The 15725-nt window shown below is 45.6% G+C and carries 4 protein-coding genes; all 4 read right to left on the reverse strand.

The genetic code is table 11. From position 1 onward, the window contains the following. On the reverse strand, positions 1-4719 hold a 4719-nt coding region (locus tag QUB56_RS25125; protein WP_332958907.1), incomplete at its 3' end, for a two-partner secretion domain-containing protein. 1349 nt (positions 4720-6068) lie between these two features. After that, on the reverse strand, positions 6069-8195 hold the full coding sequence (locus QUB56_RS25130) for a phosphodiester glycosidase family protein (protein WP_332958908.1): 2127 nt from the start codon (positions 8193-8195) through the stop codon (positions 6069-6071). A 178-nt stretch (positions 8196-8373) separates the two neighbouring features. Beyond that, the gene (locus QUB56_RS25135) at positions 8374-13854 is read right to left on the reverse strand and encodes an AAA family ATPase (RefSeq protein WP_332958909.1); all 5481 of its coding nucleotides are present in this window, start codon (positions 13852-13854) and stop codon (positions 8374-8376) included. Between the two features lie 1083 nt (positions 13855-14937). Then, on the reverse strand, positions 14938-15099 hold the full coding sequence (locus QUB56_RS25140) for a hypothetical protein (protein ID WP_332958910.1): 162 nt from the start codon (positions 15097-15099) through the stop codon (positions 14938-14940). Positions 15100-15725: the final 626 nt, after the last annotated feature.

Raw genomic sequence — 15725 nt, forward strand, 5'->3', positions numbered from 1 at the left:
AGGTGTTGTTTCGCCTATCGCCTTATTGAATCTAACATTACCAGTACCCTCTTTCACAGTTAAAGCGCTGCTGCCGTCTACAGTATTATTGAAAGTAATCTCGCTGCCCGAGAGTATGGAATTATTGGTAATTGTCACTGCATCTCCATAAGTTTGAGGGCCAGTTGTAGTGACATTCCCGCCTAAAGATATCTCGCTGTTGGCAGTTAAACTTGTCAGAGGTTTTGTTTCGCCTATCGCCTTATTGAATCTAACATTACCGCTACTGCCGTTCACAGTCAAAGCGCTGCTGCCGTTAACTGTATCGGTGAAAGTAATCTCGCTGCCCAAGAGTATGGAATTATTGGCAATTGTCACTGCATCTCCATAAGTTTGAGGGCCAGTTGTAGTGACAGGGCCATTAAGTTGAGTTGTGCCACCTGAGTCGGTTGTTAAACTTTGGGCATTGACAGAGCTCGCGAAGCTAGTCGTGCCACTACTGTTGGCAGTTATCGTACCGAATGGAGTTGTGCTGTTGCCGATCTCACCTGCGGTGAATCTAATATTACCAGTACCCGCTGTTAAAGTGAGATTTCGACTGTTAGCAGTTGTGCCATCAACTTTATTGTTAAAAATAATATCGCCCGCACCTAACTCACCTGTGTTGAAAGAAATATTATTTGTGAGAGTAACGGGACTGTTGAAACTAATATTATCGTTAGTAGTGGTAATGTTGGAGCCGATATTAACCGGGCCTGTACCGCTTTGAGTAAACTCTCCATCCAGCAGTAGAGTTGCCGCTGTAGCAATATTCAAGTCGCCACTATTATTGACTTTAAAAGTTCCATTATTTAGGGTTGTGACTGGATTCTCGATCGCAAAATTTGTGCCTGTCAAGTTAATGCCGCCCGCAGCAGTGGTTTTCACTAAACCCTTGAATGCAGTTGTACCCGTACCTGCAGTTTGAGTAATACTGGCGGCTGTAATTGCCTTTGTTTGTACGTTGCCCGCACTGTTAATTTTGAGGTTGCCTAGAGAAGTAACGCTGCCGGCATCTCCACCAAATGTAATTTTGCCACTACCTGCTGTTAGAGTCAAATCTTGACTGTTAGCAGTTTTGCCATAGACATTTTTTTGGAAAAGAATTTCGCCGGCACCTGGACCTGTGTTGAGATTGACTTGATTTGCGACGATAACAGGGCTGTTGAAAGTAATAATTTTATCGCTGGCAGTAACGTTTGCGCTTAGAGAAGTAGTTCCGTTAAATGTAATATTACCCTGGGCTGTAATTGGTCCGTTAACTGCGATCAACCCCGTACCAGTTGGAGGCTGAATTGTCGTTGCTGTGTTGAAGGAGTTGAACTGAATGCCAGCGGGGTCAACGACGATCGCCCCCGTCCCATCCGTCCGCCCAATCACCATTTGGGCAAACCCTTTAAACCTATCGACTTCCGTCTGGATTAGATTCAAAGGAGGAACGTCAGGTGTGTTCTGAGTACCGCCTATGAGAATATCTAAACTCGTTGTCCGCGGCTGTAAAGTAATAGTGCCCTTGCCATTGACTTGAGTGGTTCCTGACAGTTGAATTTCATCGCCTGTCAAAGTGACATTGCCACCTGTCGCAGCAATCACACCGCTAATGAGGTTAATTGGAAGGGTATTGTTGTTAGCAATTCCCGTGAGGCTAATATTGCCTGTTCCCGTAGCTTGCACCGTTATCGGTCCGCCCGTGCTGAAGTTAATGCCGTCGTTGTTAGTTGATGCCCCTATACCGGTACCGGTTAAAGCAATATCTCCATTCTGCGATCGTACCGTGCCTGAGTTCATGCCGATCCCGAAATTAGCGCCCGTCCCTCCACTGCCCACGCCCCTCAACGTCACCTTTCCCAGGCCTGCGGTTTGGATTGTTGTAGGGATTGGGGCACTAGGACTACTCTCTACAGATATACCGTGGTTCAAAGTCCCCTTCCCACGACCATTACCACTCAGAGTGACATTTCCAGAGGAAGCTTGGACTGTGGCGCCCATAAGGGATATCCCTTGATTCCTATCAGTCCCATCGCCGCCCGCACCGCTTAGAATTATCTCCCCGATGCCTAGGGATTCCACCCGCCCTTGGATCAGCCGAATGCCCGTGTTGGTGTCCCCGAGCCCGTTGCCTGTTCCACTCAAGGTGATATCTCCATCCTGCGATTGAACTGTGCCCTCTGGAGAAATATATATCCCTTGATTCAAGAAGGAATTCCCATTGCCGCCCTCACCCCGGAGAGTCACCTTCCCGGTGCCTTTGGATTCCACTAACCTATAGAGCGCAATGCCCTCGTTGGTGTTCTCGCTCCCCTTGCTTTTTCCAGTCAGGGTGATATCCCCATTCTGCGATCGCACAGTAGCAGTACCCGGATAAATAGCTATCCCTGTATTGCCACTTGTGCCATTTAGCGCCCCGGTCCCGCTGATGGTGACAGCCCCATTCGCCGTTGACTCCACTGTAGAGTTGATTACCTTAACGCCTACGTTCCCGCTTCCTATCCCCGCACCTGTACCAGTCAGGCTGATATTTCCCCCAGCCGATCGCACTGTACTCGTGTCAATAATAGATATCCCTAGATTACGATTATTCCCGTTCCCGCCAGTACCGTCGAGAGTAATACTCCCTGCCCCGAGCGATTGTACTGTGCTGCCGTTAACAATGTTAATCCCGTTGTTGTCGCCTGAAGTTCCATTACCGCCTGTACCCTTGAGAATAATACTTCCAGTCCCAGCCGTCGTGATTCCGCTGCCAGAAAGAGAAATGCCGTGTGTGGGGGGAGTAAAGAGAAACTCACCGGTTCCACCTCCATTACCGCCACCAGTACCAGTGAGACTAATACTTCCAGCGCCAGCAGTCGTGATTGTGCTGATAGAAACAAAAATGCCCTCATTGGCGGGTTCTCCAGGGCGTCCTTTACCTGTAATAAAAATATTTCCAGTGCCGGCATTGAGGATGGAATTGGTGATAGAAACTCCGCGGTAATTTGCCACTGTCCCGGATGCTGGGGAAATTAACGGGTTAGTGCCACCTCCTAAAATAATGTTGCCGCCGCTGGAGCTGATGGTAGCTGTGGTAATGGCGATCGCCCCTGCACCACTGCCATCTGCATCTGCATTCAGGGTGATACTGCCGCCGTTAGAGGTGATATTTTTGTTAACAAATATGCTGTTATTAGCCTTCAGAGTTAGGGAATTATTATTCGTCCAAAAAATCTGTCCGCTGACTGTAATATTACCTTCAGCCGACCCCGAAATCGACTCAGTGGAAATAGTCACATTTCCCAAACTTAGTTGCTCTTGCAGCGTCCCATTATTAATCCTAGAACTAGGAATACCAGCCGCTGGCGCAAATACTCCCCCTGCTAAAAAACCTCCCCCTTCATCCATCTCTGTGCTAATAGTAATATCATTAGGATCTAAGAGTAAGGTTCCAGCAATCCCAAAGGTCGATCGCAAATCTACCAACCCTTGAAAATCCAGCGATTGCTTTCCCGACACCTCCACAAAGCCGCCATTACCAGAAAATAAGCCACCGCGAGCACTAATATTTCCATTAAAGCGAGTAGTTTCATCCGCCCAAACTATAACTCGCCCGCCCTGACCATTACTAACAGCATCAGCATTAATTGTCGAGTCACCACTCACAAAAGCCCGCAAAGCATTGGGCACCGTCCCCAAACCCTGATAATCTCCGCCAATCAGTACATTACCGCCGCCGTTAATTCCATTCGCATTGATATTGCCAGCAATAACACCTACTTTCTCACCCAAGATGTTAACGTTGCCGCCTGTGTCGCCTGAGACGTTGAGAGTGCCACTTGCGATCGCCGTTCCCGCAGTTACCGGCACAGCAACATCCCCCGTCAACACCACTTCACCCTGGGGATTTACCGTCAAATTCGTTGCCTGTGCCGCACCTTTTCCCGTCAGCAACTCCGGCAAAGATAACACTGGCTGCGTCCAATTGTTCGGCAGCGAGTCCCCTGTTGCTGTCGGCCCAATTTCCAAACTCAATAAATTCCCAGCTTGACTAATCCGTACCAACTTATTATCCTGGACGGCGCTGATGAGAATATTGCCCCCCGGCGCATTTAGCTGACCGGTATTGACAACCGTACCTCCTACCAAACTTAAACTTTGACCTGGTGTCACCGTCAGATTGCCTGCATTAACAATGCTTCCCCCTTGCGAATTTGTAAAGGCAAAACTGTTCGGCTTCCCAATTAATGTTGCCCAATTGTTATTGCCGATCGCACTAAACCACTGATTGTTCCCAAAACCAATCCCTGTCGCCGTTGTAGCATTAAAAGAACCCGGCACGTTGAGACTCGCATTCGGTCCGAAAATCAGGCCGGCCGGATTCATCAAAAACAGGTTAGAATTGCCGCCCGTAACTTGAATTAAGCCATTGATTAAAGAAGGATTTCCCCCAGTAATCCGTCCCAAAATATTTTGAATATTGGGATTGGTCAGAAAGTTAGCAGTTTGACCTTCGCTGAGACCGAACTGAGTAAAACTGTGAAAAAGATTAGCCCCCTCTGGACCCAAAGACCCCCCGGAAATGTCGTAGCGGTTGCCGTTGGGAGTAACAACTGTTTTAGTGCCGTCCGCGGCGGGGGTGATGGGTTGCGCGTTTGCCGAACCGGCCGCTGCACTCAGCCAGCCAAGGATGAATAACCATCCGAACAAAGGTAGTCTGTTGGCTGTCATTGTGTTTAAAGATTGTGCTTAAAGTGCGATCGTATTTATCTCTCCTATTTTTACTTATAAAATTTCCTCATGTCAAGAGGATAGGTCTATTTGTTATTTCGGAATAAATGGGACGGGAATCTGAAGGAAATATATTTGTTTATAAGTAGCTAAGGGCAAAAAAACCTACTATTTTGTAGGTAAAAATCCTTAGTATAAAGAGATACAAGCGAGTAGAGGAATGCTCTCACCCGTCCGACCCATGTCATGTTTATTTGTAACCGCCTACTTAGCCGTTTTCAGTTAATTGAAGTACAGAGATCGGCTTGGGACACGGTAAAGCCTTTCGTCCTGTCAACTTAAGACTCAAACCCATAATAAATGTCGCTTTCCGTCAAGTTTTTATCCGCATCGCATCCCCCTTAAAAAGCTACCGCGTACACACAAATTGATTCTCAGCTAGTTTCCACCCCAAAAATATGGATTCATATCAAATCCCTTAGCATCGGAATAGTAAATTCGAGTTCACTGTTGACGGTAGACAGTTCACGGCGTCAACCGTCAACTGTCTACCGTCAACCGTCAAAATCATTCCGGTGTAACCGGAAATGATATCAAACTGTCAGAGTCCATGAACAAGGGTAGGCATTCCCGCAGGTATGTGAGAACTATAACCAGACCAACGCCCAACTCGAGAAATCAGCCAAGTAGCCCAAGGTAAGGAGACCCCAGGATAAGGGTTTGGCAATTTTTTGGTGGGTCCTTGAATAGATAGTTCAATCACGGACAAGCATTGCTGTTGAGAATCAGAGTTGTGAGTAATCGCCTATGAATCGCTTCTTGCCCTGGCGGAGGATTAACTTGTATTGCTTAGATTGCGTTCATAGTGATACAGAGTGGATAATCTTGTGCCTTCAATTGATCGGCACCCTGAATCTTAACACTAACACAGCAAATAATGAGCAATGCTTCTCTCGCCGTCCCACCAATGGGTGGGTTTGCTGGTACATCAATTGTATAAGTGTATAAGTCACTTTCGCGATCGCCCATGTGAGTCACCATCTTGGCACCAAACGCGAGTTATATCAACTCCGCTTACACCGTTCGGGATGGGGAGTAGTCAGTTGGGGAATGTGGAATTATTGACCTTGACTTTATCGTGCCCATGCAACCGGAAACAATATTAAACACCGTTGACGGAGCTCGGCGGATGCCAACCATTTAAGCAAATAACCTAAGCTGCGGAGCATCTGGCATTGAATACAGAGACGGGAACTCCTGCCCGTCCCACCAGAATTGTATAAAAATTGACTGTCAAATTAGATCCACCACACCTTACACTGACGCACCCTACAATTTAAGGTGACGGTTTATGGTTGAAGGAAAATACCGATCGCATTATGAACTCTCGCCGCCGTAGACGGAGGTCGATCGAGCAAACTACCTCCCAAATACAAACTCGTCGAACTTCCCCCATCCAAATTTAAAGCCTCCACAGCACCCATTTGCTGCAATATCTGCGCCAGTTCTGCGAAATTTGGCCCCGCCCCGCCCGCGCGATTGTGCACCGCTACAATCAGCAAATTCCCCGCAGCAGTTCGCCCGATCGCACTTCTAATTGCTGTCTGTCGAACATACGCATCGCTAAACCCTTCCGCCTTCGCATCCAAAACCACTCGACTGTTTTGTAGCAACACCGGCCCGCCGCCGAGAATGTAGGGAAAACGGTTAAAATCCGCAGGAATAGTGTTAGTTTCCAGACGCAATAAAGTGCCGGGGGTGAAGAGAGGGGCGATCGACAAATCCGAACGCAAAGCCAAAATATACCCGTTAGCTGGAATCGGAAAAGTTGTTGTTCCCGCCGCACCTCCGGGGGATTGACTGACAACTAGATCCCCCCCAACTGTCACAACTATTTCATTGTCAGAAAATGGAGTATAAGCTGTCCCCCAATCAGAATTGTAGCGACCGATTCCCGACTGCACGTAGGCACTATTGAGATGAGAAACAGGCAAAAGTTGATTTGCCGGAGTTATCAAAGTTTCTTGCAAAGTCAAACGACCGATCGCAAATTCTCCCCCATCGTTCCAGGCGATCGCCCCCCGGTTCAAAATCGGCCCGGAAAGCCATTTATTGTCGCGCCGAATAGCCCCTAAAGCTAACCGATTTATGCGATTGAAAAATCCAGCATTAATCGCCGCAGCCGCTCCCGAGACTTCTGCTGTTTGCAATAAAGGTGCAGTCCCTTGCTCAGCAGGCGGATTGCTGAGAATTGGTCGAACTTTTACCCCTGATTGACGCGGATTGACTTCTAACCAAACTACCGGAAAACGAGCAGTTCCTAAATTCTGATACTCCTGCCGCCACCGCACACCGGGAGCCCAAAGAATGTTTTTTTCAACTAACGAATCTGGCCGAATGTCGATCGCTAATCGATTGGGATTTCCCTCGCTGAAAACTTGCGGCCGCCAACCTAAAGGAATCGTCACTTTGACTCGGGTTCGATCGCCGTCAGGCTCGACTTTTAGTGATAGCAATTGTTTGCTGGTTTCAAAAGTGTCCTGAAGTAAGGCGGGAGCAACTTTGGCATCGATCGCGATCGACCATTCTTGACCGATAATCTGCTGTAAAGGCCTCCTGTGCAGCGGGAGAGCCGGTTTGGTCGGGTCGTCTGGTGTTTCGAGGTTTGGCGCTGCGGGGGCTTTCGGTCCTCGAGCAGGCTTGGTGGGGTCGTCCGGGGGGTTGGGCGCGGGTGTCGGCGACGGGCTTGGTTTATCGACAAAATTAACTTGCCAAGGGGCCGGGCGATCGAGATCGACAACAATGCGCGAGCCCCATTCTCTTTCTGCTTGCCGAATTCCAGTCACATTTGCCGCAGGAGACGTGATTCTCAGAACATTACCATCTGCTGATATCTGCCAACCCGCAAGCGACGCAAAATCGCTAACATCTAAGTAACGATACGAGCCTGTTGCCCGCGCTGCTAAGCTTTGAGCGCCGGTTAAAGATACCGAAAACCACTGCACCGGTTGTTTGGTACTGTCGGCGCTGCTAAGCAAATCCACTCCCGCACTTTGCATCAATCCAACGTCAGCAATCCAAGTTCGGAAATCTGCAGAAGTGCTGTTTGGCGGCTGCTGAGTCCAACTTAGGGGGAGAATGCGGCCGTTTAGAGACACTTGGCTGCCTTGTCTAATTCTCGAAGATGGCGGTACAGATTGAGCCAAAAACCTATATTCCGACAGAGGTTTTAACCCCTGTCTCATAGCTGAAGTTTTTTCAAGAGAACTATCTGTCAATATTTCAGTCTGTTTTAACCGACTTTCGCTATCAGCCAGGGAATTCATTCCCTGGCGGGTTCTCGAAGCATGAATCAACCCAGCCCTCACCCCCTCTTGTGCTCTTCCGGGTTGATTCCACACTAAAAACGGGGCCGCCAGTACCGGTAAAATCCAGACTGACAATATTCGACGCCTATACAACAAATTACGTTTCACAGTTTACAACTCACAATTTCAGTCCTAAACGCATGGCGATTTAGAAACCCGGAATATCCGTATATTTCTTCTTACTAAACCCGATATTTTTGCCGGTGACTGTGATGAGCAGGAAGCTCTGGGTCGGGTCTAGCTTAGTCGATGGCGCTAATTGCCCTAAATACCTACTACCAACTGCTCACACCGGAATACAAATCACAAACTCCGAACCCTGACCGAGGGAGGAATTCACCGTTAACGTACCTCCATGTTTTTCTACAACAATTTGGTGGGCGATCGACAATCCTAATCCGGTTCCTTGACCCACTGGCTTGGTTGTGAATAAGTGGTTAAAGATGTTTTCCTTGACTTCGTTCGACATCCCAGTTCCATTATCCTTAATCCGAATCAAAACCCGATCTTTGGATTCGCTCATAACAGTTTGAACCGTGATTTGATTGGGTCGGGCTTTAATTTCACTAAAACTGCGCCCCTTATTTGACTCCTCCAGAGCGTCAATGGCATTAGCCAGTATATTCATAAATACCTGGTTTAACTGTCCGGGAAAGCATTTCACTAGGGGCAAGTTACCATACTCTTTCACAATTTCAATGGCAGGGCGGAACTCGCTGGCTTTTAAACGGTGCTTGAGAATCAGCACAGTGCTGTCAATTCCATCATGAATATTGAAAGAAACTGGTCGATCGCTATCTGCCCTCGAAAACGTTCTCAAACTTGTACTGATATTGCGGATGCGATCGACTCCCTCCTTCATCGAGCCAATCAATTTCGGCAAATCTTCTCGCAAATACTCCAAGTCCATATCCTGAATTTCAGCTTCAATTTCCACTCCCGGAGCGGGGAATTTTTCTTGATACAAATCAATCAAGTTAAATAAATCCCCCACGTAATCTTGAGCCGGTTGCAAATTGCCGACGATAAAGCCTACGGGATTGTTAATTTCGTGGGCTACCCCTGCAACTAAATTTCCGAGAGCAGACATCTTCTCATTCTGTACCAGTTGCAGTTGCATCTGTTTGAGATTGTTGATAGACTGCTCTAGTTTTTGGGCATCCTCCTGAGATTGTTGATAAAGCTGTTGAGATTCCTGATACAAGCGGGCGTTTTCCAGCGAGATCGCAGCTTGCGAGCAGAGAATGTTGAGGAGGGCGACGCGATCGCCAGTGAATGCCCTCGTTGTCAGATTATTTTCCAAATACAGAATTGCCATCATTTTGCCTTGATGGAGAATCGGAGTACATAGGATGCTCTTAGGTTCCTGCTGCATAATATAGGGGTCAGAAGCAAATATTAATTCAGTCTTGACATCATCGAAAACTAGGGTTTTCTGCGTGCGTTTGACGTAATTAATCACAGTCTGGGGAATTGATTGGCTCTCGTCGATAGCCATAGTTTCTTGCAGGAGACAGCCTTGGCGATCGCTACAGTGGACAGCGATTTTCCAGTTATCCTCTTCTTTCAAAATCAATACTCCTGTTTGAGCCCCTGCATTCTGAATCGCCACTTCCATCAGGGTAGTGAGCAATTGTTCAAGCTTTATTTCGCTAGACAGAGCTTGATAAGCTTTGATAACTGTTGGTAAATCTATTACTGCGCTACTCGTAGTCCCAGCAATTGTTTGGTTTTTGGTAGAAGATGAGGTGTCATTGGAGGCGGTCACTGCCTCGAACAAACGACCTTGATTGTGCTGCAAAATAGGAGCAAGCAATTGAGGATAGCATTGTTCTAAGCTATCAATCTTCGCCTTAGCCCCCCAACGAGAGTAGGAATAGTAGGCATCAATTAGATAAAGTTGGGCCTGTTTTTCTTTCCCCCACTGTAAATAAAATTTTGCAGCCAGTTCGTTTGCTAAAGCTTCTTCATTGACGTATTTGTTTTCTTTAGCTAGAGCGATCGCCTTATCGTACATCTCAAGCGCTTCTAATTTTTGGTCTAAAACCCGATGCCGTTCTGCCTCTACTAGATAGAATTTATGCAGATGATTCATGGGGGCATGATGCGCCCAGTTTTGCATTTTTTCTTGATTAGCTTGTACTCTGTCGAGAAGTTTCTGTTGTTCTGACTGTGGAGTGCCAGAATACACCGCCAACCGCACCAACGAATCGTAGAAATGGAAAACAGGAACAACGGGCATTCCTATTACTGCATTTAAATAGTTTTCTGCGAGAGCGATATTATCAATTGCTTCTGAGTATTTTTCAAACCAATAACAAAGTACAAACTTGTTTAAATATATGTAAGCAAATCCCACTTGGTCATTTGTTTGCTGGTAAACTGGCAACTTGATATGCTCATCGTAGGCTTCACCCTTGAGAATGCAGGAATTTTTACTTTTCCCTAGCATATTCAAGATAGTTTGCCAATAAATTTCTATATAATTAAGCGGTTTTTTTTGCTTAATTTTATCAATAGCATTTCTGTTTCTTGCTATCTCTCTTTCAAGGACAGTGAGTTCTTTGCCACTATAGTAAGCTGAACAGGAAGACTGTAATAAATTATAGGCTGCATATTCTAGATCTCCTGTCTCCATTCCGCTAGAATAAGCTGACATCAAAGGCTCTAAGGTTTCTCTGAGATGATCTTTGTAATGTCGCATAAAGAAATTTACTACGAACGCTGTCTTGGCTTTGGTTTCTTGAGAATTTAACTTTGATACTAGACTTAAAGCCAATTGACCGAACTGATAACCTGAATCAATATCTCCTACAACTCCACAAAGAAGAAAACCATAATTGGCGTAAGCAAAGGGAGAAACGGAAGCATTCCCATATTGGACTGATAATTGTACTTGTTTGCATACAGTCAAAGGCAACAGTGCAGGAGCAGCAAGGTATGCAGTAGCAAAGATACTTGATAAAAGTCTTATGGCTGCTAGTTTATAAGGCTCCCTCATTTGAGGCAGCTCAATTAAATCCTCAATTCGCTTGTCGTTCAAAATTGCCGCAGTTTCGCCTAATGCCTGCCCAATATCAGACGGATTTGGCTCCGAGGGAAACTCTACCCCCAACAGTTTTAAAACTTGTAGTCCCGTATTCAGCGCTTCCTGTAACTTATTTTGCGCCATACAAGCTTGCATCTGTACTTCATATACTTTCACTTTGTCCAGTAGCATTTTGGCACAGCTTTCCACGACGGATGCCAATTCTTCCATCCCGTCAAAGTCACCGCACAGATATGCCGCTTCTGCTGCTTCGGTATGCAGCCCTAATGTTAGTTCGTATTGATTCTCCCAACTATTGGCTGTCAGTAATTTCTTCCCAACATTGAAATATTCAACTGCAGCAGCATAAGCGGTAGCAGCTTTGGCTTTCTTTCCAGCAACCAGATTCAATCCTGCTAATTGCTCCCGTTGTGCCTCCGGGGTAATTAGCTCAACTCCCACATTTAAGTGATTGACAATATCAAAAATTCTTTCTTCTCGATCCGCTTCGGGCGTATTCTTTAACAGCAGTTGACCGATTTGTAAGTGAGTCGATCGCTTTTGCTCTTCGGGAATCAGGGAATAGGCTGCTTGTTGAACCCGATCGTGTAAAAACTTATATTTGGCTAATTGCTCGTGGGTAATTGGTAATTGGTCAGATTCCTCCCCCTTACCGATTACCGAGTTGCTATTCCCCTCTGCTTGATAAAACTTATAAATTTCGCTAATGGGTAAAATTAGCCCGTCTTGTAGTCCCTTCCATAAAGCGGAGGCGGTTTCTACTGGCGAATTTTCATCAACAATTGCTAAGATCGCCAAATCGAACTGATTGCCAATACAAGCAGCTAACTTTAAAACTTCCTGTGCCCTGGTTGGCAACTTTCGCAACTGAAGTGCCATGAATTCTACTACATCATCCGTTAATGCCAAGGTTCTCACTCGGGCAATATCGCACTGCCAATACCGAGCTTCAAAATTAAATTCAATTAGCCCATCTTCATGCAAAGATTTGAGGAATTGTGTGCTGAAAAATGGATTGCCTTTGGTTTTTTGATAAACGAGTTCTGTCAAAGGCAGAGCCAACGCCGTAGAACAAGCTAGAGTATCGGCAACTAAACTATTTACGTCTGCTCTAGCGAGGGGAGCTAAGGTAATAGTATTCACCTTTGCTTCAGTTTTTTCAATCTCTGCTAACGTCAGCATTAATGGATGTGCTGGGAAAACTTCGTTATCCCGATAAGCTCCCATTAAAAAGAGATAGCTGTTATCAGTAGCACTTATCAACAGTTTAATTAAGTTTAACGAGGCTAAGTCTGCCCACTGCAAATCATCCAAGAAAATCACTAAAGAATGTTCTTTTGTTGTGAACACCTTAATGAATTTTTCAAACAACATATTGAAGCGATTTTGAGCGGCACTGCCCGAAATTTCTGGGACTGGGGGTTGCTGTCCGATAATACGTTCTAGTTCGGGAATAACTTCAATAATCGCTTGAGCGCTCTCCCCCAAAGCTGCCAAAATTTCTAATTTTTTTTGTTCAAGTTTAGCATCGGTTTCCGATAGCAACTGTCCCATTAAATCGCGAAAAGCTTGGACAAATGCTGAAAAGGGAAGGTTGCGTTGGAATTGGTCGAACTTGCCTTTAATAAAGTATCCTCGCTGTCTCACAATGGGTTTGTGAACTTCGTTGACAACAGCGGTTTTGCCAATGCCTGAGAAACCGGCAACGAGCATCATTTCGGCGCTTCCGGCACTCACGCGCTCAAAGGCTGCTAGCAGGGAGAATACTTCGCTTTCCCTACCGTACAACTTTTCTGGGATGATAAAGCGATCGCACAAATCTCGCGAACCCAATTTAAAGCAAGCAATTTTACCTGTCTCTTTCCATTGGTGCAAACAAGTTTCCAAATCAAACTTGAGTCCGATCGCACTTTGATAGCGATTTTCAGCATTCTTCGCCATCAGTTTGCTAACAATTTCAGACAGCACCAGTGGAACGCTTTTGTTGAGGTGATGGACTGGGATAGGCTGCTTGGCAAGGTGACAGTGTACTAATTCTATCGGATCATCGGTTTGGAAAGGCAACTGTCTCGCCAGCAGTTCGTAGAATGTGACTCCCAGAGAGTAGAAATCCGTGCGGTAATCAATGCCTCGGTTCATTCGCCCAGTTTGTTCGGGAGATATGTAAGGTAAGGTGCCTTCAAGGACGTTGGGATTTTGTATTTCTTGGGTTTGGCGCGGCAACAGGGAAGCGATGCTGAAGTCAATCAGCTTGACTTGTTTGGTGGTGGGGTTAATTAGAATATTGGCGGGTTTAAGATCTTTATGGATGACGTGGTGGCGATAAAGTCCGTCGAGCGAGTTGGCAATTTGAATTGCCATAGGAAGGAACTCGTTAATAGGCAAACCTTTTAGGGGTTCATTGCTCTCGGATGCTAGAAGATCGAGATAGCTACTTAAGGAAATTCCCCCAAAGTCTTCCATCACCAGAGCATAGTGGTTCTGGTAAGTCTCCAGGCTGTATGCCTTAACACTGCCGGGGATATCTAAGTTTTTAGCAATGACGTACTGGTTGCGGAAGTTAACCAGTTCGTTAAAGCGGGGAAAGTCATTTCGCAGCACTTTGATCGCGACGGGCTGACCATTTGAACACCGAAGGCCGCGATACACTAATGTTCTCGTACCTACGTATATTTGCTCGTTAATGTGATATCCGAGAAAAAGATTTGTTGTAACCATATCTACGTATTTCTACTGCTTCTTTCAAGCCTAAACTTTGTTAGAGTTGATATCTACTATTGTGCATCTATCTGCGGTTATATTCATTAATTTCATTTTTCTTAACATATTTTGAACAAGAAATTATGAAAGAGGGATTTTAAAAAGCAGACTGAATATTTTCTGTAAGAGCTATTGATACTACTGTTGACACTAAGTATAAGATGACTCCGCGAACGCTGATTGAACGAGAGCAGTTCATTGAAGAGGAACTTAAGGAGCTCATTAATAGGCATGGCATCATTATGGGATGATTTTTGACACTCGGAACCCTCAAGAAACTGAGATTCTTGATTCCAAGAGGGGACTTGCTGATACAGGATTTCTCCAGCCTCAGTAGAGGTCATCTATCCACAAGCATTTAGGGTGTTACCCCAAGTTCCCCTATGCCCTACGCTACGCATCCTCTCTTGGAGAGAATATTTTTAGCTGCATTACGATCGCGATCCCAAACACACTGCCCGTCAAGCTTCATTAACAGCACTCAACTGTTGTGGTTTGCGGTAACTTTTAAATTATATAACTATATATAGCTTTTCTCAGGAGAGGTAATATCTGGAATAGGGAATAGGGAATAGGGCATAGGGCATAGGGCATACCTCACTACGCTTGAGAACCGCTATAGCTCACATTAATTTGATGAATTACGAGAAATTTATAATGACATGAACCACATAAACATATGGCAATTAATTCCAATATTTTATAAAAATTAACTTTTGACTGAATTCCCCCGTGTTTCTTGCATCGAGCAGACTCAAGTCTAGCTCGTTTTCCCTTGACCTTTTTTTATAAAAAATAGAAATTAAATGTCCCAAATGTCAATCCGCTCAAAGCCGTAAGAACGGCCACCGTTGAGCTAAACCCAATTACCAATGCCAAGTTTGTGGGTGTCAGTCGATTGGAGATTGGAGATTTGAGATTTACTGCACAGATGAATCTGGGAGATTGAACAAGAGTCTAAAATTTTTGGCTCTCCACGACTCTTGTCAGAAAGCAAGTATCCGTTTTTGGGGGCGGTCAATCGATTTTAGATTTTAGATTTTAGATTTTAGATTTTAGACTGACCCCACGGATAAATACGGGCGCTTGAGGATTTTCTATTTTCAATTTTGGATTGATTCCACGGATAAATCCGGGGGCTTGAGGATTTTCTATTTTCAATTTTGGATTGATTCCATGGATAAATCCGGGGGCTTTTACCACCTTTGAAATTCGCTTGTCAAAAAGGCGGCGCTGGCTCTACCAGATACTCAATCGATTTTAGATTTTAGATTTTCGATTGGAGATTGGAGATTGAAGCATTGACCCCACGGATAAATTCCGGGGACAAGTTTTATCGGATACACGTTTTTTATTTCTGGACGGATGAATCCGGGGGCTTGTATCCTGGGTGCTGTCGGTCAATCGATTTTAGATTTTAGATTTTAGATTTTAGATTAAAGAATTGAAGCATTGACCCCACGGATAAATTCGGGGGCTTGTGTGGGTAAAAAAATACTAATTAGGGTTGTGGACAACTGTCAACCTTTTTCGGCCAGGCACCTTAGCCTGGGTTTTGGGCTCACGCTTCCAAGACTTGGGCCGGGTCTCTGACTGTAATCGGTGAAATTTTATCAGTTTCTTGATACACTTGATGTTCCCAGCTCGAGAGTTGACTTCACAATAAGACAGGTTTCACGAGTTGTGAAGCGCGCTGCTACATTGCACCTACCGGCTGACCGGGCAGGTGGCTTTTGTGTCTGCGGGCGCTGACGAAAGCAACTCAACAGCGCAGCAAGCAAAATAAAGCTAAAGTTACTATCTCCCTGTGTTCGCTGCAAGGCTACCCT

Source organism: Microcoleus sp. AR_TQ3_B6 (assembly GCF_036702785.1).
Classification (GTDB): Bacteria; Cyanobacteriota; Cyanobacteriia; order Cyanobacteriales; family Microcoleaceae; genus Microcoleus.